The 25,393-nt window shown below is 68.6% G+C and carries 2 protein-coding genes; both read left to right on the forward strand.

The genetic code is table 11. The annotated features are described in order from the left end of the window. Positions 1-143 precede the first annotated feature (143 nt). The gene (locus AB0M45_RS30910; RefSeq protein WP_364336450.1) at positions 144-24,605 is read left to right on the forward strand and encodes a non-ribosomal peptide synthase/polyketide synthase; all 24,462 of its coding nucleotides are present in this window, start codon (positions 144-146) and stop codon (positions 24,603-24,605) included. After that, on the forward strand, positions 24,599-25,393 hold the full coding sequence (locus AB0M45_RS30915) for an FkbM family methyltransferase (RefSeq protein WP_364336452.1): 795 nt from the start codon (positions 24,599-24,601) through the stop codon (positions 25,391-25,393). Before AB0M45_RS30910 ends, AB0M45_RS30915 begins: the two co-directional genes overlap by 7 nt.

Raw genomic sequence — 25,393 nt, forward strand, 5'->3', positions numbered from 1 at the left:
GTATCTGACCGGCGCGTTGAAGAGCAGGGGTAGCGCCGCTTCGAAGTAGACAAAGTGCATATAAAAGGCAGATTTCGGATGCGGTGAGCCGGCGTGCTTCCGCTGCGTTCGCGCGCGTCCGGGTATGAATAAGGGGTCACGCGATGAATTTGAAGTCAGACGGAACCGCCGACGGCGATCTGGGGCTGATTCCACTCTCGAGGGCGCAGTACGGCATGTGGCTCGCCGACCACATGCCCGGCGGACCGGCTGTCAACATCGCGCACTATGTCGAGGTCGAGGGCCCGGTAGATGTCGACGCGTTCGCAAAGGCGGTGAACGACGCCGGGCATGAAACCGAATCCTTGGTGGTACGGGTAGTCGAGCACGACGGTCGCCCTTATCAATTCGTCGACCGCGGCATCGTCTACGACGAGCCTGTGCTTGACTTCAGTGACGCGGACGATCCGGTCGCGGCGGCGATGGAATGGATGCGCCGCGACTACAACACGAAGGCGGTCGACCTGAGCCGGGACCGGCTCACCGCGACGCGATTGATCAAGGTCGGCGACGACCACTACTTCTGGTACGGACGCGCCCACCATCTCGTGGTGGACGGTTACGGCGCGTTCAACGTCGTCTCCCGGATGGCCGAGCACTACAACGCCATCCTGGAGGGCAGGCCGCCGACGCCGCTGGTCGCGGCCAGCCTGAGCGACATCATCGAGGCGGAACGCTCCTACCGCGCCAGCGCTCGGTTCGAGACCGATAGGGCGTACTGGCTCGACAAGGTCGCGGACCTGCCGATCCCGGTGAGCCTGTCCGGCCGCACCGCGCGGTCCACCAAAGTCGATCGCGTCGCCGGCCTGCAACTCCCGTCGAGGGTGTCCGACATGCTCGACCGGTTCGCCGAGGAGATGGAAGCCTCTGCCGCCCAAGTGGTCATCGCCGCGTTCGCCGCGTTCCTCTCCCGGATGACCGGCACCGACGACGTGGTGCTGTCGATGCCGGTGAGCGGGCGCGTGACCAAGCGCCTGCGCAATGCCGCCGCGATGCTGGCGAACATGGTGCCGATCCGGTTCGCCGTCGATGCCACGACCACCGTGGAAGACGTGGTCCGGGCGTCGGTGTCCGAGCTGGTCTCGGCAATGCGGCACCAGCTCTACCGGTTCGAAGATCTGCGCCGCGACTCGGACGCGCTGGACGCGTCCGCCAACTCGTTCGGCCCGATCGTCAACATCCTGTTCTTCGACTCGGAGATTCGCCTCGGCGCGGCCGCGGGCCGTTACCGCGCATTGACCTCCGGCGCGCTCGACGACTTGCAGCTGAACCTGTACCGCTCCGGCGCCGATGCGCCCCTGCTCATCGAGTTGCACGGCAACGCGAACCTGTACGGACAGGGCGAACTCGAATCGCATACGCACCGGTTCATCGACTTCCTGTCCCGGCTGATGGAGTCGCCGCTGGACACGCGCGTCGCCGACATCCAGCTCGTGGGCCGGGCCGAAGAACTGCGGATCGTCGAGGAACTCGCGGGGCGCGACGGCGAATCCCCTTCCGCGACATTGGTCGATCTGCTCGCGCGACAGGCGGCCGCCACGCCGTCCGCCGTGGCCGTCACGTCCGGCGAGACCGCCCTCACCTACCGCCAGCTGGACGAGCGGTCGAACCGATTCGCCCGCAGGCTCATGGCGCTCGGGGCGGGACCGGAATCGCTGGTGGCCATCGCGATGCCACGCGACGCGGATCTGATCGTCGCCGTGCTCGGCGTGCTGAAATCGGGCGCCGGGTATCTTCCGCTGGATGTGGCCCACCCGGCCGACCGGCTCGAATACGTGCTGAACGACGCCGGTCCGATCGCCGTGGTCACGACTCGGAGCATGCGTGCGCAGGTGCCCGGCGATCCCGGCCGCGTGGTGCTGTTCGACGACCTTTCCGCTACCGGCGACGATGCCGCGGCTGCGATCACCGATGCCGATCGGAAGAGCCCGCTGCGTCCCGGCCACCTGGCCTATGTGATCTACACGTCCGGATCGACCGGTCGGCCGAAGGGCGTGTCGATCACCCATCGCGCCGTCGCGACCTACTTGGTGAACTCGTGTGCCGCGATCGGAATCCGGTCCGAGGACGTGTGGACGTTGTTCCACTCGTTCGCCTTCGACTACTCGGTCTGGGAAATCTTCGGTGCGCTGGTCACCGGCGGCCGCATCGTCGTGGTGGACAGCCTCACCACGCGTTCACCCGACGACGTCGTGCGCTTGGCGGCACGCGAGAAGGTGACTGTTTTCAGCCAGACACCGTCGGCGTTCTACCAGTTCGCAGCCGCCCACCAGCGGTACGCGCATTCCGGTGCGCCGGAGGGGGAGCTCGACCTGCGATTGGTCATCCTGTCGGGCGAAGCGCTGAACCCGGCCGGGCTGGCCGACTGGTACGAACACAATCCGAACCTGCCCGTGCTGGCCAACAGCTACGGGATCACGGAAACGACTGTCTTCGTCACCTACACCGATCTGACCCCGGACATCGCGGTGCCGGGCGCGCCGAGCACGGTCGGTCCGGCGCTGCCGGGTTTGCGGACGTATGTCCTCGACGACCGCTTGCGTCCGTGCCCGCTGGGCGCCTGGGGCGAGATCTATGTCGCGGGAGACCAACTCGCTCGCGGCTATCTCAACCGTCCATCGCTGACCGCGGGGCGTTTCGTCGCCAATCCGTTCGGCACGGCGGGTGAACGCCTCTATCGCAGCGGCGACGTCGCGCGGTGGAATCACCAGGGCGAGTTGGAATATCGCGGCCGCGCCGACCATCAGGTGCAGTTGCGCGGCTTCCGGATCGAGCTGGACGAGATCCGCAACGCTCTGCTCACGCACAACACTGTCTCGGCCGCGGTGGTGGTCGTCCATCTCCCCGGCACGGAGGCGGCCCGGCTCGTCGGCTACGTCGTGGCCGCCGACGATGCCACGTGCGGGGCCGACGTCCTCCGCGCGCACGTCGGTGCAATGCTGCCGGAGTACATGGTGCCGTCGAGCATCGTCGTGATCGACGCGGTGCCGCTGACGGTCAACGGCAAAGTGGACTACCGGGCGCTGCCCGAGCCGGTATTCGATTCCGCCGCGGCGTATGTCGCACCGCGCACGGTGGTCGAGGAGTCGATCGCCGACGTGTTCGCCGAGGTGCTCGGCACGGAGCGGGTGGGGGTGCTGGACAGCTTCTTCGAACTCGGCGGCAATTCGATCACCGCGACCAGCGCCGCCGTGCGCATCGCGGAGGTCACCCGGTGCGACGTATCGGTGCGTGACCTGTTCCTCAAGCCGACGGTCGCCGAACTCGCCGCGCAGCTCGAGGACGGGCACCGCTCCGACCGGCCCGTCCTGAAGGCGGCGCCGAGACCCGAGCCCATCCCGCTGGCACCGGCACAGAACCGGATGTGGCTGGTCAATCAGGCCGATCCGGAGTCGGCGGCCTACAACATTCCCCTCGTGGTGCAGCTGTCCGGACGTCTCAACGCCGAGGCGCTGCGCGCGGCGCTGACGGACGTGATCGATCGGCACGAGTCGCTGCGCACCTGCTATCCCGCCGTGCACGGTGCGGGGACACAGGTCATCGTGCCCGCGGAACAGGTCGTCGCCGATCTCGATCTGACCCCGCAGCCGACCGACCCCGACGACATCGCGCACCGGATTCGCGAGCTGGCCTCGGTCGGAACCGACTTGCGTGGACGCCCGCCGATCCGGGTCGCGCTGCTGGCGACCGCCGACCGGCGACGGCATGTGCTCGTCGTCGTCCTGCACCACATCTGCTGCGACGGGTCGTCGCTGCGGCCACTCGCGGCTGACGTCGCGATCGCCTACGAGGCGAGGGCGGAGGGCAAGACACCCGACTGGCAGCCCTTGACCGTGCAGTACGCCGACTACAGCATCTGGCATCGCCGCCTGCTGGGCGACGCGGGCGACCCGGATTCGCTCGCGGCACGCCAGTTGCGGTACTGGACACAGCAACTGGCGGGCATGCCGCCGGTGCTGGAGCTGCCCGCGGATCGCCCGCGCCCGGCCCGCCAATCCATGCTCGGCGACATCGCGGACACCGTGATCCCGGCCGAGACCTTCGCCGGAATCGAGCGGCTGGCCCGCACGGCCAACGTCACGACCTTCATGGTCGTCCATTCCGCGTTGGCCGTGCTGCTGGCCCGTATGTCGGGTTCGGCGGACATCACCATCGGTACCCCGGTCGCGGGTCGTGGCGAGCGGGCGCTCGAGCCGCTGGTCGGCATGTTCGTCAATACCGTGCCGCTGCGCACCGAGGTGCGTTCCGATGAGCAGTTCATCGCGTTGCTGGCGCGAGTCAAAGACACCGACGTCGATGCTTTCGCCAACAGCGACCTGCCTTACGAGCGCGTCGTGGAGGAACTGCACCCGAAGCGGTCGATGGCGTACGCGCCACTGTGCCAGGTGTACCTCGCCTTCGAGAACATGGACCGTGCGAGCTTGGAACTGTCCGAACTCACGGTCGATCTCCTCGATCCGGGGGCCGAACCGGCGAAGGTGGACATCATCGTCACCGTCGCGGAGAACACCGCAGGCGGTGGCGACGTCGCACTGCGGATCAACTACGCCACCGATCTGTTCGATCGGGAAACGGTCGAGGAGCTGGCCGCGCGATTGAATCGGGCCCTCGATACGTTCGTGTCGAATCCACGGGCGCGGGTGGGGGATGTCGATCTGTTGTCGGGGATGGAGCGGTTGGGGTTGGTCCCGGCGTCGGGTGGGCGTGCGGAGACTCCGCGGGTGTTGGCGGAGGTGTTCTCGGTGGGGGACCGGAGTGCGCCCGCGGTGGTGTCAGGGGAGCGTGTGGTGTCGTACGGGGAGTTGGACGATTGGTCGAATCGTGTTGCGCGGGTGTTGATCGAGTGGGGAGTGGGTCCGGGGGACCAGGTCGCGCTGGCGATGGGGCGGTCGGTGGAGTTCGTGGTCGGGGTGTGGTCGGTGGCCAAAGCCGGCGCCGCGTTCGTGCCGGTCGACCCGCGGTACCCGAGCGAGCGGGTGGCGCATATGGTCGCCGACTCCGACGTGGAAGTCGCGATTACGGTCGACGCCGCACGCTGCCTGCTTCCCGGGCATGTGCGGCAGCTGGTCCTCGATGACCCGGGGGTAGACGCTTTCGTCGCGGCGCAGTCCTCCGCTGCAGTGACCGACGCGGATCGCCTGCGGCCCTGCCGCATCCTCGATACGGCGTACGTGCTGTACACGTCGGGGTCGACGGGCATGCCGAAGGGTGTGGCGGTCACGCATGAGGGCTTGTCGAATTTCGCCATCGAGCAGCGGGAACGATATCGGGTCGATGACCGGTCGCGGGTATTGCAGGTGGCGGCTCCTGGCTTCGACGCCGTGATGCTCGAGTTGCTGATGGCCCACGCGAACGGCGCGGCGTTGGTGGTGTCGCCGCCGGAGGTATTCGCCGGGGCCGAGCTGGCGGCGTTGATTCGCGCGCAGCAGGTGTCACATGCGTTCGTGACGCCGAGTGTGCTGGCGACGATGTCGCCCGCCGGGTTGGATTCCTTGCAGGTGCTGGTGGCGGGCGGCGAGGCGGTGTCGGCCGAGACGGTGGCGGTGTGGGCGCCGGGACGGCGGCTGCACAACGGGTACGGGCCCACCGAAACCACGATCATGGTCGCGATCAGTGATCCGCTGTGTGTCGGCGACCCGGTCACGATCGGCGGCCCGATCCGCGGTATCGACGCGGTGGTGCTGGATGCCCGGCTGCGGCCCGTCCCGGTCGGTGTGACCGGTCAGTTGTACGTCTCGGGCGTGCAGTTGTCGCGTGGCTACCTCAACCGCCCCGCCGCCACGGCCGTCACGTTCGTCGCCAATCCCTACGGTCCGGCCGGTACGCGCATGTACGGCACCGGCGACTTGGCGCGCTGGACCGCCGACCACACCCTGGAGTACCTGGGGCGCACCGACTTCCAGGTGAAGATCCGCGGGCAACGGATCGAACTCGGCGAAATCGAGGCTGTCCTGGCCGGACATCCCACGGTGGCGACGGCGGTGGCGGTGGGCGTCAACACCGACGGCGGATCGCGACTGGCCGCCTACGTGGTGCCGGCTGACGACGCTGTCGATACGGCGGAGCTGCTGAAATACGCCGCGCAACGGTTGCCGTCCCACATGGTCCCGGACACGGTGATGGTGCTCGACACGCTCCCGTTGTCATCGGTGGGCAAGGTCGATCGACGGGCGTTGCCGGAACCGGAGTTCGCACCGGCCACCGAGTTCGTCGCTCCGCGCAACGCGGCCGAGCGGATTGTCGCCGATATCTGCGCGGACGTTCTCGGCATCGATCGCGTCGGCGTTCTGGACAACTTCTTCGATATCGGCGGTAACTCGCTGTCGGCTACCCGCGCGGCGGCGCGACTGAGCGCCGCGTTCGGCGTCGAGGTGCCGCTGCGCGCTGTCTTCGAGACGCCGACCGTCGGGGCATTGGCGGAGCGCTTGCGCACCGCCGAGGCGGCGGGACGGGAACCGCTCGTCCCACAGGACCGACCGGACCGGATCCCGCTCTCGCCCGCGCAGGCTCGGATGTGGTTTCTCAACCAATTCGACACGACCTCGGCGGTATACAACATTCCGCTGGTCGTCCGGATGTCGGGCGATCTCGACGTGGCCGCCATGCAGGCGACGATCGCGGATGTGCTGGAACGCCACGAATCGCTCCGCACCGTCTACCCGGACAGCGACAGCGGACCGCACCAGGTTATCGTCTCGCTGGAGACGGCGCTGCCCCGGCTGACGCCGGTTCCGGTCGCACCGGCCGAGATCGAGGCGCGCATCGCCGCGGAGGTGACGGCCGGATTCGACGTCACCTCCGCGGTGCCGTTCCGGATCGCGTTGCTGCGCAGCGCACCCGACGACCACACACTGGTGCTCGTCGTCCATCACATCAGCTTCGACGGGTCGTCGCTCGCACCGCTCGCCGCGGATCTGATGACCGCGTACAAGGCCCGCGTTCGGCACCAGGCGCCGCAGTGGACGCCGCTGCCCGTGCAGTACGCGGATTACACGTTGTGGCAACGGAAGTTGCTCGGCAGCGAGGACGACCCACACAGTCCGACCGTCGCCCAGACCGAGTATTGGCTCGGCGCGCTCGCCGATCTGCCCGAGGTACTCGACCTGCCCACCGACCGTCTACGGCCGGCGAAGCAGTCGTTCCGCGGCGCGACAGTGTCGACGACCCTGCCCGCCGAACTCCATCGTGCGGTCGTCGCGCTGGCCCGTCGCCATGACGCCACCGTCTTCATGGTGATGCACGCGGCGTACGCGGCGCTGCTGGCGCGGCTTTCCGGCGCCGGTGACATCGCGGTCGGCACACCGATCGCCGGTCGCGGCGAGCCCGGACTCGACGGCCTGGTCGGCATGTTCGTCAACACACTGGTGCTGCGGACCCAGATCGAGCCCGGCGCGTCCTTCCTCCGGATCCTGGATCAGGTCCGGGCGACCGACCTGGCCGCGTTCGAGAACGCCGACATCCCGTTCGAGCGCTTGGTCGAGGTGCTCAATCCGCCGCGCACGACGGCGCACGCACCGTTGACGCAGGTCGGCTTCTCGTTCCAGAACATCGAGATTCCCACCGTGGAGTTCGAGGGCCTGACGGTGTCGACCCGGATGGTCGATCCGAGTGTGGCCAAATACGACGTGCACCTCAATCTCGTCGACACCCTGGAGCCGGACGGTGAACCGGGCGAGATGGCGGTCGAATTCGGTTACGCGACAGACTTGTTCGACGAAACGACGATCACCTCGATGTTCGACCGCTACCTGCTGCTGCTGCGCGCGGTCGTCGAGGATCCCGCCCGCGCCGTCGGCGACATCGATCTGCTGACCGCGGCCGAAGCCAGCGAGCTGGCCGCCTATTCGACCGGCGTCACGACGCAGGCGCCGCCGATGACGATCGCGGACTTGTTCGCCGTGCAGGCGGCGGCCACACCGGATAGCACGGCGGTAGTCGACGCCGAAGGTGGCGCTCGGCTCAGCTACCACGAGTTCGCGGCACGGGTGAACTCGCTGGCCCGAACGTTGATCGGACGCGGTGCCGGCCCGGACGCCGTGGTGGCCGTCGCGATGCATCGCTCGGTCGATCTGCTGGTCACCCTGTATGCGATCCATGCGGCGGGCGCGGCCTACCTGCCGCTGGATCCGGATCATCCGGTCGAGCGTGTGCGTGCGGTCCTCACCGCCGCGCGGCCGATTGCGGTCCTCACCCGTCCGGCAGACCGGGCGAATCTGCCCGATGACGTGCCGGTATGGGCGCTCGACGGGCTCAGGGCCGAGTGCACCGATGCGTCGCCGGTGACGGACGCCGATCGGACCAGGCCGCTGCATCCGGACGACCTGGCGTACGTCATCTACACCTCCGGCTCGACAGGCGTGCCGAAGGGTGTGTCGGTACCGCATGCCGCGGTCGTGAATCAGCTCCGGTGGATGCGGGAGCACTACCGGCTCGGCGGCGACGACATCATGCTGCTGCGGACGCCGGTCACCTTCGACCTGTCGGTCTGGGAACTGTTCTCCGCGTCCACCTGTGGCGCGGCGCTGGTTGTCGCGGGTCCCGACGCGCAGCGCGACCCCCGCGCCGTTGCCCGGCTGATGGCCGAACATGGCGTGACAACTGCTGATTTCGTGCCGTCCTTGCTTTCGGCTTTCCTCGAGGTGGCCGCTGGGCACGAGTTCCCAGAGCTGCGGCGGGTGCTGTGCATCGGTGAGGCTCTTCCGGCCGAGACCGTCCGGCGCTTCAAGGATCTCAGCGACGCGCGGATCGACAACTTGTACGGACCGACCGAGGCCGCGGTCAGCGTGACCGCCCACCGCATCGACGCGGTCGACGGTGTCGCGGTGCCGGTGGGTGTACCCGAGGCGAACGTGGTCGTCCACGTGCTGGACTCGCGGCTGCATCCGGTTCCGATCGGCGTGACCGGCGAGTTGTACCTGGGCGGCGTTCAGTTGGCCCGCGGATACCACGAACGTCCCGGTCTGACAGCGGCGACGTTCGTCGCGGACCCCTTCGGCGACGCGAGCGGTTCCCGCCTGTACCGCACCGGCGACCTGGTTCGCTGGGACGCCGGTGGCAGCCTGCGCTATGTCGGCCGCGCCGACACCCAGGTGAAGGTGCGGGGCCTGCGAATCGAACTCGGCGACATCGAGGCAGCGCTGGTCGCGCACGAGCAGGTGAGCGCGGCCGTCGCGCAGGTACGCACCGACGGCGGCCATCAGCGCTTGGTGGCCTACATGGTCGCTGGAGAGGCATTGGACGCCAAGCAGGTCCGGGCCTTCCTGCTGGACCGGCTGCCCGCCTACATGGTGCCGTCATCGGTGCTCCGGATCGACTCGATCCCGCTCACCGCGAACGGCAAGGTCGACTATCGAGCGCTGCCCGCACCGGACCCGAGCGATGACCAGACCGAGTACCGCGCGCCGCGAGGGCTCGTCGAACAGACCATCGCCGCGGTCTTCGGGGAGCTGTTCGACCGGCCGGAGATCGGCGCCGACGGCAATTTCTTCGACCTGGGCGGCAATTCACTCATCGCGACTCGCGCGCTGAGCCGCATCGGCGACGTTCTCGACGTCTCCATCCCGGTCCGCGTCATCTTCGAGGCGCCGACCATCGCCGACCTCGCCGAGCGCATCGCGCGATTGCGTGCGGTGCCGAGCCTTCCCGCGCCGGTCCGGAAACCGCGCCCGGATCGTATTCCGCTGTCGCACGCGCAAACCCGGATGTGGTTCCTCAACCAGTTCGATCCGGATGCGCCGGGATACGTTGTGCCGCTGGCGATTCGCCTCGAAGGTGTGCTCGACCTCGAGGCACTGACGGCGGCCATCACTGATGTCGTCGAGCGGCACGAGAGCCTGCGGACGGTGTATCCGGCTGTCGACGGCACGCCGGCCCAGGTCGTGCTGGACGCGGCCGAGGTCCTCGCCACCTTCGATCTCACGCCGCAGCCGGTCGGCGAGCGTGACTTGTCCCGGCTGCTGGCGGAGTTCTCCAGCGCCGGTTTCGACGTGGCGAGGGGCGTGCCGGTGCGCATAGCGCTGTACCAGCTGTCGGACGAGGCATGGACGGTCGCGCTGGCCGCGCATCACATCAGCTGCGACGGCTTTTCGGTGGCGCCGCTGGCCGCGGATCTGGTGACGGCCTACCGGGCGCGGTCGGGCGGACACGCGCCGGACTGGGCGCCGCTGGCCGTGCAATTCGCCGATTACGCCCTCTGGCAGCGCGAGGTGCTCGGCTCCGCCGACGACCCGGATTCGTACGTCGCCCGCGACATCGCCTATTGGCGAACCCAGCTCGCGGGGATACCGGATCTGATCGAGCTGCCGACCGACCGGCCGCGGCCGATCGAGCAGACCCAGCACGGCGCGGTGATCCATGTGGCGATTCCCGGCGAACTGCAGGGGCGGGTCGAGGCGCTGGCGCGCCGAGCCGGAGCGACCACCTTCATGGTGGTGCACACGGCACTGGCGGTGTTGCTGTCGCGCCTGTCCGGCAGCGACGACGTGACCATCGGTGTGCCACACGCGGGTCGTGGCGACCGGTCGCTGGACAACCTGGTCGGAATGTTCGTCAACACGTTGGTGATGCGCACCCGGATCACCCTCGACCAGACCTTCCTGAGTCTGCTGGACCAGGTGCGGCGCACCGACATCGAGGCCTTCGACCACGCCACCGTTCCGTTCGAGCAGTTGGTGGACGCGCTGAACCCGGCACGGTCGACCGCGCACACGCCGTTGTTCCAGGTGCTGCTCGCCTACCAGAACATGGCGCAAGCGCGCGTGGAACTTCCGGATCTCACCGTCGAGAGCGTGGACCCCGGCGAGCGTGCCGCGATCTACGACCTGCTGCTCATGATGACCGAAGGCCACGGCACGCACAACGAGCCGACCGGCATGACGTTGCGCCTGACCTATGCCACGGACCTCTTCGACGAGGACTCCGTCCGGCGCTTCGCCGAGCGATTCATCCGGATCCTGGACGCCGCCGCGACCGACGCCGAGTCGACCGTCGGTGCGATCGACCTGCTCGACGATGCGGAACGGCGGCGGGTGCTGGAGCGATGGAATGACACCGGAGGCTCCGCCGCACCCGGCCGGACGCTGGTCGACGCATTCGACGAACAGGTCGCGCGCACCCCGGACAGTCCGGCGCTTTGCCTTCCCGGCGGAAGTGCGGCAACTTACCGGGACTTCGACACGCAGGTCAATCGTTTGGCCCGGTGGCTGATCGCACGTGGTGCGGGGCCGGAAACCGTTGTGGCGGTCGCCATCCGCCGGTCGATCGAGCTGGTCACGGCGCTGTACGCGGTGGTGAAAGCGGGAGCTGCGTTCCTGCCCATCGATCCGGATCACCCGAGCGCGCGGATCGCGAACGTGCTGAGCACGGCGCAGCCGCTGGTGGTGCTCACCACATCCACTGATGGCGAGGCTCTGCCCGGCACCTGTGCGTCCGTTCCGATCGATCGGCTGGACGTCGCCGGTCTGCCCGAGGGGCCGATCGTGGACGCGGAGCGGCGTGCGCCGCTGCGGCCGGACAACATCGCCTACGTGCTGTTCACCTCCGGCTCCACCGGCGTACCGAAGGGCGTCGCGCTGACCCATGCCGCGACCATGAGCCAGTTGGCGTGGGCGCAGGCGCAGTGGCCCCACGGCGCGTCCGACGCTGTGCTGCACAAAACTCCGATCACCTTCGATATCGCCGTGTGGGAGTTGTTCTGGCCGTTGCAGACCGGCGCGCACATCGTCGTCGCCGAGCCCGGCGGGCATCGCGACCCGGCGTACCTGGCCGACGTCATCGAGCGGGACCAGATCACCACGGTGCACTTCGTTCCGTCGATGCTGGATGTTCTCGTCGAGTCCACGGACGTGCAGTTGCCAACGGTCCGGCGGGTATTCGTCGCGGGTGAGGCGCTGGCGCAACGGACCGTCGATGCCGCGGCGCGCGTGTTCGGGAACGCGGACCTGGTGAACTGGTACGGACCGGCGGAGGCGGAGGTCGTGACGGCTCAGCCGTGCTCGCCGGACGCGGCGACCACGACGGTCCCGATCGGTGCACCGGTGGCCGGGATGACGGTTTATGTCCTGGACTCGCGGCTGCGACCGGTGCCGGTCGGTGTCGTCGGCGAACTGTTCGTCTCAGGCGTGCAGTTGGCCCGCGGCTATCACGGGCGTGCCGACCTCACGTGCGGCTCCTTTGTCGCGCACCCGTTCGGTGCGGCGGGCGAGCGGCTGTATCGCACCGGCGACCTGGTGCGGTGGCGCGAATCCGGGGAGCTGGAGTACTTGGGCCGCAGCGACTTCCAGGTCAAGGTGCGCGGCCAGCGCGTCGAACCGGGTGACATCGAAGCGGCACTGCATGCGATTCCACAGGTCGCGCGTGCGGTGGCGATCGCGACGGCGGAACGAATCGTCGGCTACGTGACGCTGACGCCGGGCGCGGTGATCGATGGCCGCGCGATACGTGACCAGCTCACCCGGACGCTGCCGCCCTACCTGGTTCCGGACGGCGTGCAGGTGCTCGATGCGATGCCGCTCAGCGCGAACGGCAAGCTCGACCGCGCGGCGCTGCCACAGCCGGTGTTCGACATCGGCGAGGCCTTCGTCTCGCCGCGCACCGACCGCGAAGCGGTGCTCGCGCGTCTGGTCGCGGAGCTCACCGGAGCTGATAGGGTGAGCGTGACGGCGAACGTCTTCGAGATCGGGGTCAACTCGCTCTCCGCGGCTCAGCTCGCGGCGCGAGCCCAGGCTGCCGTCGGCGTCGATGTCGGCATCCGCGACATTTTCGACGCGCCGACGATCGCCGGACTGGCCGAACGTATCGCGACGCGAACCGGTTCCGCGGTTGTACCGCTCACGCCGCGGCCACGCCCGGCGGCCATCCCGCTGGCGGCAGCGCAACGACGGATGTGGTTCCTCAACCAGTTCGACACGGCCTCGGCGGCATACAACATCTGCTTCGCCGCCCGGTTGACCGGCCCGCTGGACATCGAGGCGCTGCGCGCGGCGTTCCTCGACGTGGCGACCCGGCACGAGCCGTTGCGGACGGTGTATCCGGCGGTCGGCGGCGAGCCCTGCCAGCTCGTGCAGGATGCCGCGGAGATGCGCGCGGACGTGGTGTTCGACCCGGAGCCGGTCGGCGGCGAAAGAGAGCTGGCCGACCGCATCGGCACCGCCGTCGGAACAGGCTTCGATATCGCGGAGTCGGTGCCGGTGCGGGCGCGGCTGTACCGCGCCGCGGCCGACGATCACGTGCTGGTGCTCGTCGTTCATCACATCGCGGCCGACGGCTCGTCGATGGCTCCGCTCGCCCGGGACGTGTTCGCCGCCTACCGGGCGCGGGTGAGCGGCGGGGCGCCGGGGTGGGAATCGTTGCCCGTGCAATACGCCGACTACGCGATGTGGCAGCGGGAGATGCTGGGCGCCGAGGACGATCCGGCGTCGCTGATCGCGCGCCAGATCCACTACTGGAGCGAGGTTCTCGGCGACGCACCGGAACTGCTCGGCTTGCCGACGGATCGGCCGCGACCCGCCACCATCTCGACGGCCGGCGGCAACATCCGCTTCGAATTGCCCGCGCGGCTGCACGACGACATCCTGCGGCTGGCACACCGCGAGGGCGTCACCGTGTTCGTCGTACTGCATGCGGCATTGGCGATTCTCTTGGCGCGCACCGCGCACAGCGACGACATCTCGGTGGGCACTCCCGTCGCCGGTCGCGGCAGGCCGGAGCTGGACGATCTGGTCGGCATGTTCGTCAACACGGTGGTGTTGCGTACGCGGGTCCACGACGACCACTCGTTCCGGGAACTGCTGACCGAGGTACGCGACGTCGACCTGGAAGCGCTCGCGCACGCGGACCTGCCCTATGAGCGGCTGGTCGACGTCCTCGGCCGTCCGCGTTCGACGGCGTATTCGCCGCTGTACCAAGTGATGTTCGGGTTGCAGAACACCCGTACGGCCCGGTTCGAGCTGCCCGGCGTCGGGGTCGAACTCCTCGATCCCGGCATCGCGCAGGCGAAGGCCGACCTCACGGTGTTGCTGACCGAGCGTGTCGACGACGCTCGACCCGCTGGTATCGACGGCGAAATCATTTACGCCACCGATCTTTTCGTCGAATCCACCGCGATGTCGATGGCGCAGAGGTTCGTCCGTGTGCTCGAAGCGGTCACCTCCGATCCGGCCCGCCCGATCGGCGCGATCGGGCTACTGAGCGCGGAGGAGACCGAGCAGCTGGTCCCGGCGAAGGGCGGCGACGCCGCGCAGCCTTGCTTGCTGCCCGATCTGCTGGCGTCGGCCGTGGCGGCCGCCCCCTCGGCGATCGCACTGATCGGCGACGACGAGACGCTCACCTACGGGGCGCTCGACCAGCGGGCCAACCGGCTCGCCCGTCAGCTGCTCGCTCGAGGTGCGCGGCCGGGAGTGTGCATCGCGCTGGCCGTGCCGCGGTCGGTCGACTACCACGTCGCGATGTGGGCGATAGCGAAGACCGGCGCGACGTTCGTCCCGGTGGATCTGCGGTATCCGCTCGAGCGAATCGCGCACATGGTCCACGATTCCGGTGTCGAGGCCGGGATCACGCTCGCGGCCGCACGCGCGTCGCTGCCGGACGGTGTCGCATGGCTGGTGCTCGATGATCCGCGTTCGGCCGCCGAGATCGGCACTCGGTCCGGCCATCCGGTCACGGACGCGGATCGCGCTCGCGCGCTGCGAGTTCAGGACGCGGCGTATGTGATCTATACGTCCGGATCGACGGGAACGCCGAAGGGCGTCGTGGTCACCCACGAGGGGCTGGCGAATTTCGCGGCCGAGCAGCGCGAGCGTTATCGGGTGGACACCACCTCGCGCGTGCTGCAGGTAGCTTCGCCCGCCTTCGACGCGGTCCTGCTCGAAGCGTTGATGGCGCACTACGCCTGCGCGTCGCTGGTCGTGTCGCCGCCGGACGTGTTCGGCGGCCCGGACCTGGCCGAGTTGATCCGCAGGCATCAGGTGTCGCACGCGTTCCTGACACCGAGTGTGCTGGCGACGATGTCGCCTGCCGGTCTCGAGTCGCTGCGAATGCTGGCGGTCGGCGGCGAGATGGTGCCCGCGGACCTGATCGCCGCCTGGGCGTCGGGACGACAGCTGCACAACGTCTACGGTCCGACCGAGACCACGATCGTGATCACGATGAGCGACCCGGTGCGGCCTGCCGATCCGATCACCATCGGCGGCCCGATCCGGGGTGCCGAAGCCATGGTTCTGGACGCGCGGTTGCGTCCGGTGCCGGTTGGGGTCGCAGGGGAGTTGTACCTGTCGGGTGATCAGCTGGCGCGGGGATACCTGAACCGGCGCGGCGCGACGGCGGCCGCGTTCGTGGCGAATCCCTACGGTGGGCCCGGTTCCCGGATGTACCGCACCGGCGACATCGTCCGCTGGAACCAGCGGCCTGCACTGGAATACGTCGGCCGCAGCGACTTCCAGGTCAAGATTCGCGGCCAGCGCATCGAGCTCGGCGAGATCGACGCCGCGCTGCTCACCCATTCGCGGGTGTCCGCCGCGGTGACCGTGAGCCGCCGCGGACCCGGCGGGCAGCCGCTGCTCGCCGCGTACATCGTGCCGGAACCGGGAACGGTCGTCGAACCGAGTGCCGTGCTCGATCACGTCGCCGCGGCATTGCCCGCGCACATGGTGCCGTCGACGGTCACCGTGCTCGACCGCATGCCGATCACCTCAACCGGCAAGGTGGATCGGAAAGCGCTGCCCGAACCGGTGTTCCAGCCCGCGGGAGAGGATGCCGTCGCGGCGGAGACCGACCTGGAGCGCACGATCGCGGCCGCGTTCGCGGACGTGCTCGGCATAGCCTCGGTGGGGGTGACCACCTCGTTCTTCGCACTCGGTGGTGATTCCATCCTGTCGATCCAGTTGGCCTCCCGGCTGAAGTCGGCCGGCGTCATCGTCACTGCTCGGGACATCTTCGAGCACAAGACCGTTCGGGCTCTGGCCCGCGTGGCCGACGCCGCGGAACGGGTCTCGCTGGAGGAACTGCCCGGGGGCGGCGTGGGCGAAATACCGTTCACGCCGGTCGTTTCCTGGTTCACCGAGCGGCTCGGTGCGGCACCACGATTCGCCCAGTCGATGCTGGTCCGCTTGCCGGGTGACGCGCGCGTCGAGGACGTGACCTCGACCGTGCAGGCCGTGCTCGACCAGCACGACCTGCTGCGCTCGCGGCTGCGCGCACAACGGCTCGAGGTACTGCCCGCGAGCACCGTCGACGCCGCCGGTTCGGTGCTGACCCGCACCTTCCGTACGGACGAAACGCCGGGCAGCGACGGGTTCACCGCCGTACTGGAAAAGGCACTTGCCGAGGCCTCCGGCTGCCTCGACCCGGCCGAGGGCAGGATGCTGCAGGTCGTGTGCCTGCTCCCGGAATCGGGTGTGGACGCCGATGCCCGCGCCCTCATCGTGATCCACCACCTGGCGGTAGACGCGGTGTCCTGGCGGATCCTGATCCCCGATTTCGCCGCCGCCTGGCAGCTGGTCGTCCAGGGACGGGCGGTCGAGCTGCCCGCGCAGGGCACCTCGATGCGCCGCTGGGCGCACGCGTTGGCCGACGCGGCCGCGGACCGCGTCGATGAGCTCGAGCTGTGGCAGCGGATGACTGCGGCGGACGATCCGCTGCTCGGCCGCGCGGCATTGGATCCCGCCGTCGACACCCAGGCCACCGTGCGCCATCTGACGGTGTCCATCCCGACGGACGTGACCTCGGCGTTGCTCGACGCGGTGCCCACGGCGGTACGCGGCAGCGTCGACGACGCGCTGCTGGCCGGTCTGACCGTGGCGCTGACTCGCTGGCGCAGCCGGCGCGGCATCACCCACGCGGGCATGAAAGTTCTGCTGGAAGGCCATGGGCGCGCGGAGCAGATCGCCGAGGGAGCAGATCTGTCCCGCACGGTGGGCTGGTTCACCAACACCTACCCGGTGGCGTTGGATCTGAGCGGCATCGAGGCGGCGGACCCGCGCGCGGCGGTGAAATCCGTGAAAGACCAGCTGCGCGACATCCCCGACAAGGGCATCGGCTACGGCCTGCTGCGCTACCTCAACGCCGAGACGGCCGACGGGCTCGCCGCAGCGCCGGAGCCGCAGATCAGTTTCAACAATCTGGGCCGAGTCGGCGTCGATCTCGCGACATTGTCCGACGTCGCCTGGATTCCGACCGACGAGCAGTTCGACCGACGGGCCGCGTTCGATCCGGACATGCCCGCGGCGGCGGTGGTCACGATCGACGTGAACATCCTGGACACGGCGGCCGGACCGCGGCTGTCGGCGCACGTCGGATACACCTCGCGGTTGCTCGATCACGATGAGGTGGCCGAACTCGTCGATGAATGGGTCGAGGCCGTCACCGGGATCGCGGCGGCGGCCCGGACGGACGACGACTGGGGATTCTCCCGCGCCGACGTTCCGCTCGTGGACGTCACGCAGTCCGACCTGGACGCGTTCGCCGACCGGTACGGGACCATGACCGACGTATGGTCACTGGCGCCGCTGCAGGCGGGGCTGCTCTTCCACGCCGAACTCGCCGCAGGCGAAATCGATGTCTACACCGCGCAATCGGTGCTCGGTCTGTCCGGTGTAGTAGACGAGGACCGGCTCGAACGGTCGGCGGCAGCGCTGCTCGCGCGGCATGCCAACCTGCGCGCCGCCTTCGTCCGGACGGCCGACGGCGTTCCCGCGCAGGTCGTTCCCGCCGCGACCGCTGTGCCGTGGCGAAGAATCGACCTGACCGGCAGCACGATGACACCGGAAGAGCTGATCGCGGCCGAGCGGGCGGTTCCGTTCGATCCCGCCGATCCGCCGCTGCTGCGGTTCCTGCTCATCGCGGTGGCGCCGCAAGAGTTCCGGCTGGTGCTGACCGCGCACCACCTGCTGCTGGACGGCTGGTCGCTGCCGCTGCTGTGGCGTGAGCTGATCGGTTTGTACGCGGTCGGCGCCCGGGCCGACCTGTTGCCCGCCGCCGCGTCGTATCGCACGTACCTGGAATGGCTGAATCGGCGTGAGTTGTCCACCGGTGTCGAGGTGTGGCGCGACGTGCTGCGCGACTTCACCGAACCGACGCTGGTCGCCGATTCGCGCACCGATACGACGGTCGACATCCCGATCGACCTCGAGGTCGTGCTCGATCGCGCCGTCACGGCCGGGTTGGTGGAATTCGCTCGGGCACGAGCGGTCACGATGGCGACAATCGTGCAGTTCGCCTGGGCCGTGGTCCTGGGGAACCTGCTCGGCACCGAACGCGTGATGTTCGGTAGCACCGTCTCGGGGCGTCCCGCCGACCTGCCGGGCGTCGAGTCGATGATCGGCCTGTTCATCAACACGATTCCGGTCGCCGCGCACGTGCGCCGGGACCGGACCATCGAGGACGCGCTGAACCGGTTGCAGGCCGACAACACCCGCCTGCTCGACCATCACGACGTCGAACTGTCCCAGATCCTGTCGGCCGCGGGCACCGCCCAGCTGTTCGACACCCTGGTCGTCTTCGAATCGTATCCGGTCGACAGCAGCGGGCTCGGCGACGCGGACATCGACGGCATGCGGGTGGTCTCGTCGGACGGAAGCGACGCCGCGCATTACCCGATCACCGTCCAGGCGCACCAGACCGACGAGTTGCACGTCAGGATCCGCTACCAGCGGGCCCGCATCGATGACCGGACGGCGTCCGGCCTGGCCGCGCGGCTGGAGACGGTGCTGAGAGCCGTCACGACCGATCCGCGGTCGCGGCTGGGTGCGGTCGATCTGTTGTCCGTCGGCGAGCGGCGTGATCTGGTGCCCGCTTCGGGCGGTCCTGCCGAGGCACCGCGCGTGCTCGCGGAGCTGCTGTCCGCTGGCGTGACCGTGAACCCCGATGCGGCAGCGGTGGTTTCGGGCGAGCGCACGCTGTCCTACGCCGAATTGGACGCCTGGTCGAATCGTGTCGCGCGACAGTTGATCGACTGGGGTGTTGGCCCTGGCGATCAGGTCGCGCTCGCGATGGCCAGGTCGGTGGAATTCGTGGTCGGCATGTGGGCGGTGACCAAGGCGGGCGCGGCGTTCCTGCCGGTCGATCCGCGGAATCCGGCCGAGCGCGTCCTGCACATGGTCGCGGACTCCGAGGTGCGGGTCGCGCTCACGGTCGACGCGTCCCGGGAACTGCTGCCGGACCTGGTCCGGCCACTGGTTCTCGACGACCCGGACACCGAGATGTCGATCGCGGCGCGGTCGTCGGCCGCGGTGACCGACGGGGAGCGGGTACGGCCTGCGCACGTCCGGGATACCGCGTACGTCCTTTACACCTCGGGGTCGACCGGAACGCCGAAGGGCGTCGCGGTAACCCATGCGGGCTTGGCGAATTTCGCCGCCGTACAGCGTGCGCGGTTCGGCGTGGACAGCGGCTCGCGAGTATTGCAAGCGGCCGCTCCAGGCTTCGACGTGGTGGTTCACGAGGTGCTGCTCGCCCATGCGAACGGTGCTGTGCTGGTGTTGCCGCCGCCGGATGTATTCGGCGGCCCCGAGTTCGCGGAATTGATTCGGGCGCAGCGGGTTTCGCACGCGTTCATCACACCGAGCGTGCTGGCGACGATGTCGCCCGAAGGACTGGAATCGTTGCAGGTGCTGATCGCCGGAGGCGAGGCGGTGACGCCGGAAACGGTCGCCGTATGGGCTCCGGGCAGGCAACTGCTGAACGGGTACGGGCCGACCGAAGCGACGATCCTGGCCGGGATCAGTGATCCACTGCATCCCGGTGGTGTCGTGACGATCGGTGGTCCGATCGGTGGCGTCGAGGCCGTCGTGTTGGACGCGTGGTTGCGGCCGGTGCCGGTCGGCGTTGTGGGGGAGTTGTACCTCGCAGGCGTGCAACTGGCCCGCGGGTACGTGAACCGGCCCGCGGTGACGGCGGGTGCGTTCGTGGCGAATCCGTTCGGTGCAGCGGGCTCGCGCATGTACCGCACCGGCGACCTCGCGCGCTGGACGCCCGAGCACACGGTGGAATACCTCGGCCGTAGCGATTTCCAAGTCAAGATCCGTGGTCAACGCATCGAACTGGGTGAAATCGAAGCTGTCCTCGCCGGACATCCGGGAGTGGAACACGCCGTCGTCGTGTTGCGGAAGGACGAGCGCGGCATCGATCGGCTCGTCGGCTACCTCGTCGGTGACGAGGAGGTGGATCCGCATGAGGTCAGGAGCGCGGCGCGGCTGCGGTTGCCCGCGCACATGGTGCCCGACGCCTGCATGGTCCTCGGCGAACTCCCGCTCACCCGGACCGGCAAGCTCGATCGCCTGGCGCTCCCCACACCGGAATTCTCCGAGGGCCGGGAGTGGATCGCGCCGCGGACCGACGCCGAGCGACGCGTCGCGGACGTATTCGCCACTGTTCTGGGCGTCGAACGGGTCGGAGCAGCCGACAACTTCTTCGACCTCGGCGGCAACTCACTGTCGGCGACGCGGGTCACCGCCCAGTTGGGTACGGCGCTCGGCGTGCGCATCAGCGTCCGGGACCTGTTCGAAGCATCGACCGTCGCCGAGCTCGCCGCGCGTCTGGCGAGTTCCGAGCGGCGGGCGCGGGTGCGGCTGCAGCCACGCACTCGGCCCGCGCTGGTGCCCTTGTCCCTGGCACAGCAGCGGATGTGGTTCCTCAATCAGCTGGACACTTCCATCGGCGCGTACAACATCCCGCTGGTGATCCGGTTGAAAGGCGAAATGGACCTCGACGCGTTGCAGCGCGCGTGCGAACTGGTCGTCGACCGGCACGAATCGCTGCGGACCAAGTTCCCGATGACCGACGGAACACCGCATCAGGTCACGGTCTGCGCCGACGAGGTCGTACCCGCACTCACGGCGGTCCGGATCGACGAAGGACAGCTCATGCGGCGGGCGGTCGCCGCGGTCTCGGCGAGCTTCGACGTGACACAGGCGCCGCCGCTGCGCATCGAGCTGTTCCAACTCGATGCCACGGAACACGTTCTGGTCATCGCCGTGCACCACATCTGCGCCGACGGACAGTCCATGATGCCGCTCGCGCGGGACGTGGCGCTGGCCTACCAGGCGAGCAGGCAAGGGACGCAGCCGTTGTGGCCGGTCCTTCCGGTCCAGTACGCGGACTACGCTCTCTGGCAGCGCGAAGTGCTCGGCGACGAGCACGATCCGGACTCGGTCATGTCCCAGCAGTTGCGCTTCTGGACGGACACCCTCGGCGGGCTGCCCGAGCTGCTCGAGTTGCCGACCGACATGCCAAGGCCGCCGGCGGCGTCCATGCGCGGCAGCACAGTGGATTTCGACATCCCCGCTGCGGTGCACGCGCGCGTCGGCGCGATCGCACGCCAGTCGAACGCGACGGTGTTCATGGTCCTGCACGCCGCGTTGAGCGTTTTGCTGTCCAGGTTGGCCGGCGTCGACGACGTCGCGGTGGGCACCCCGGTGGCCGGCCGCGGGGAACGCGAACTCGACGATCTGATCGGCATGTTCGTCAACACGCTGGTGCTGCGGTCGCGGGTGTCGTCGCGGCAGTCGTTCACCGAATTGCTCGCCGCCACCCGCGAAACGGACCTGGCCGCGTTCGCACACGCGGATGTGCCCTTCGAGCAGGTGGTCGAGGCGGTGAATCCGCCACGGTCGACCGCGCATCTTCCGCTGTATCAGGTGACGATCGACGTCCAGAACCTCGGCAAGGCCACGTTGGAGCTGCCGGGGCTCACCATCGAGCCGGTGGAGAACGGGTTCGAGCCGGCGCAGGCCGACCTGAACGTGAAACTCGTCGAGCGGCTCGGCGACCAGGGTCGTCCGGACGGCATCGCGGGCAGGCTGACCTATGCCACCGATCTTTTCGTGGCAGAGACGATGACCCGGTTCGCGCAGTCGTACGTGCGGGTCCTCGAGGAGGTGACCGCGAACCCGGAGGTCGCCATCGGCGATATCGACCTCGTGGGTCCGGTGCAGCGGCGCGAATTGCTCGACGCGTCCGGCGACGATGGCGTCGCGGTCCCGGAGACGACGCTCGCGGAGCTGTTCGCGGCCAGGGCCGCCGCACAGCCGGACGCGGTCGCCGTGACCGATGGGCAGTCGAGGATGACCTTCGCGGAGCTGGATCGGCGCGCCGACGCGGTGGCCGCTCGGCTCGTCGAGCACGGTGTGGGACCGGAAGCACTGGTGGCCGTGGCGCTGCCGCGCTCGATCGAACTGATCGTCGGCCTGCTCGGCGTTTTGCGAGCGGGTGCGGGATATCTGCCGCTGGATGTGGCGTACCCGCCGGAGCGCTTGCGGTTCGTCCTCGATGACGCGGGCCCCGCGGCGGTATTGACGTCGGCCGAGATCGCCTCGGCGGTACCGGGATACGCGGCGCCGGTGGTGTTCGTCGAGGACTGCGTGGACACGGCGGGCGTTTCCACATCGGTCGGGTCGCGTGTGCGGGCGGGCAACGTCGCCTACGTGATCTACACCTCGGGCTCGACCGGCCGCCCCAAGGGGGTGACGGTCAGTCATCGGGAAGCGGTCACGTTGTTCACGAACGCGGCCGAGCGGTTCGATGTCGGCCCCGACGACGTGTGGACGATGTTCCATTCGTACGCCTTCGATTTCGCGGTCTGGGAAATCTGGGGTGCGTTGCTGACCGGCGGCAAGGTGGTCGTCGTCGACTACGAAACGTCCAGGTCGCCCGAGGCGTTCGTGGAGGTCGTGGCACGGGAGGGCGTGACGGTGTTGAGTCAGACTCCTTCGGCGTTCTACGGATTCGCCGAGGCGGAGCGCAGATATCGCGAATCGGGCTGCCCTGCCGGTGCTATCGCCTTGCGTTACGTCGTCTTCGGTGGCGAAGCGCTGGACGCGTCGCGATTGAGCAGTTGGTTCGCCGCGCACACGCCAGGATCGCCGCGCTTGGTGAACATGTACGGGATCACCGAGACGACCGTGCATGTGACGTTCTCGGAGGTCACGCAGGCCGGGTCGGCAGGGATCGGGGCTGCGCTGCCGGGGTTGCGGGTATACATCCTCGATGACCGGTTGCGGCCGGTGCCGATCGGAGCCGTCGGCGAGATCTACGTCGCCGGTGGGCAACTCTCGCGGGGTTATCTCGGAGCTCCCGCGCCGACCGCGGGACGCTTCGTGGCGAACCCGTTCGATCCGCGCGGCACCCGGTTGTATAGATCGGGAGATGTCGGCCGGTGGCGCAAGTCCGCGAACGGACTGGAGTTGCTGTACGTGGGCCGCGCCGACGCACAGGTACAGTTGCGCGGCTTCCGGATCGAGCTGGGTGAGGTGGAGTCGGCGCTGCTGCGCCACCCGCACGTCGCCCAGGCCGCGGCCGCGGTGCATCGTCACGACCGCGGCGTGGATCAGCTGATCGGATACGTCGTGGGCGCCGAAGGACAGCGGATCGATCCGGGCGAGGTCCGGGTAGCCGCCGCTCAGGTCCTGACGAGCTACATGGTGCCGTCGGCGATCATGGTGTTGCCCGAGCTGCCGTTGACGGTCAACGGCAAGCTCGACCGGAAAGGACTGCCCGCGCCCGATTTCGACGAATCGGCGAGCGTGTTCACCGCGCCGCGGACCCATACGGAGAAAGCGATCTGCGACGTTTATGCGCAGGTTCTGGGAATCCAGCGGGTCGGAGCGTCGGATGGATTCTTCGACCTGGGTGGCAATTCGCTGCTGGCGACGATGGTGGTGACCGAGTTGCGCGCCCGCGGCGTGACGATCGCGTTGCCGTGGATGTTCGACGACGCGACGCCGATGGCGCTCGCGAGCCGAGCGGACGGCGCGGAGGGCGGCTCCGGTCTGCAAGTGTTGCTTCCGTTGCGTGCGAACGGACCGAGGCGCGCGGTATTCGCCGTGCACCCCGCGGGCGGTCTGGCCTGGTTCTACGGCGGACTGGTCGAACACCTGCACAAGGATCGGCCGATCTACGGTTTGCAGGATCCCCACGTGGTGGCGGGCGAACCCCGTGCGCGATCCGTAGCCGAACTGGCGGAACGCTATGTGGCGGAGATTCGCCGAGTACAACCCACCGGGCCGTACCACCTGCTCGGCTGGTCATTGGGCGGTACGATCGCACACGCCATCGCGGTGCGGCTCCAGCGCGATGGTGAGCAGGTCGGCACGCTGGCCATGATGGACAGCGCCGTCGGCGCACCGGAGGCCCTGGCCGCGGCGATGAGCACCACCGCGGACGAGGCAGCGCCGGGCGAACTGATGGCAGACCTGCTCGGCGGGTGGCGCGAGCTGTTCGACCTCGGCGCCGACGTGACAGTCGACACCAACGAGCAGGCGTGGGCCGTCATCCGCGATCAGGTGACCGCGACCGGGATGTTCACCGCCGACCAGGCCGATCGGGTCATGGAGAGCTTCGAAACCGCGAGCGGCATCGTCCAGGACTACCGGCCGGAAATCTTCGACGGAGACCTGGTCTTCTTCACCGCAGGAAAAGACCGCGCCGACCACGACGCCGTCGTGCAGACGTGGCGACCGTTCATTACCGGCGACCTGCACAACACGGTCGTCGAAGCACGTCATCTCGAGTTGACCCACCCGTACGCACTGGCCGTCATTGGCCCCGTCCTCGAAAGGTTTATGAACGAATGCTGACGACTCTCCAGCAATTCCAGCAACTCCGGCTCGACGACGGCAGGACGGTAGCCTGCACGAGTCCGGCCGAGGCGCGGATGCTGTGGGGCGAGATGTCGACGGACGGGTTCTATCGGCGTGCCGCCGCGCGGTTGCGACCCGGGGATGTCGCACTAGATATCGGCGCGAATATCGGACTGAGCGCGATGATGTTCGCCGACACCTGTCCTGGCGTTCGGGTGATCGCCGCCGAGCCGGCTCCGATGACGTTCGATTGCCTGGAGCGCAATATGGGCGCCTATGTCTCTGATGGCGTACCGCTGCAGGTTGCCGTCGGAGCGGCGCCAGGGCTCGCGCCGTTCACCTGGTACCCGCGGGCGTCGGCGAATTCGGGTCTGTACGCCGACCGCGAAGCCGACGACGAGGCCACCGCGATCTATCTGCGCAACAGCGGCCTGAACGACGAGGCGATCGCGCTCATCACCGACGGCCTGCACGAGGGTGAGCAAATGGACGTCGAGATCACCACTGTTTCGGCGATATTGGACGAGCACGGTCCGACGGGCGAGATCGGATTGCTCAAGGTCGATGTCGAGCGGGCGGAATTGGACGTGCTGCGTGGTATTGCCGAAGCGGACTGGCCACGAATTCGCGCCGTCGTCGCCGAGGTCCACGACCGGGACGGCCGTCTCGCACAGTTCTGCGAACTGTTGCGCCGGCACGGGCTGCTCGCGCGAACGCGGCAGGACCCGAGCCTGGCCGGAACCGAACTGCACGAGGTCTATGCGGTCAGGTCGACGGACAACTGA

This window comes from Nocardia sp. NPDC051787 (genome assembly GCF_040681325.1).
In the GTDB taxonomy this organism is placed as follows: domain Bacteria; phylum Actinomycetota; class Actinomycetes; order Mycobacteriales; family Mycobacteriaceae; genus Nocardia.

What these genes read in the sequence shown, in the direction of transcription:
- AB0M45_RS30910 (WP_364336450.1), top strand. Translation starts at nt 144, where the DNA reads ATGAATTTGAAGTCAGACGGAACCGCCGACGGCGATCTGGGGCTGATT.
- AB0M45_RS30915 (WP_364336452.1), top strand. Translation starts at nt 24,599, where the DNA reads ATGCTGACGACTCTCCAGCAATTCCAGCAACTCCGGCTCGACGACGGC.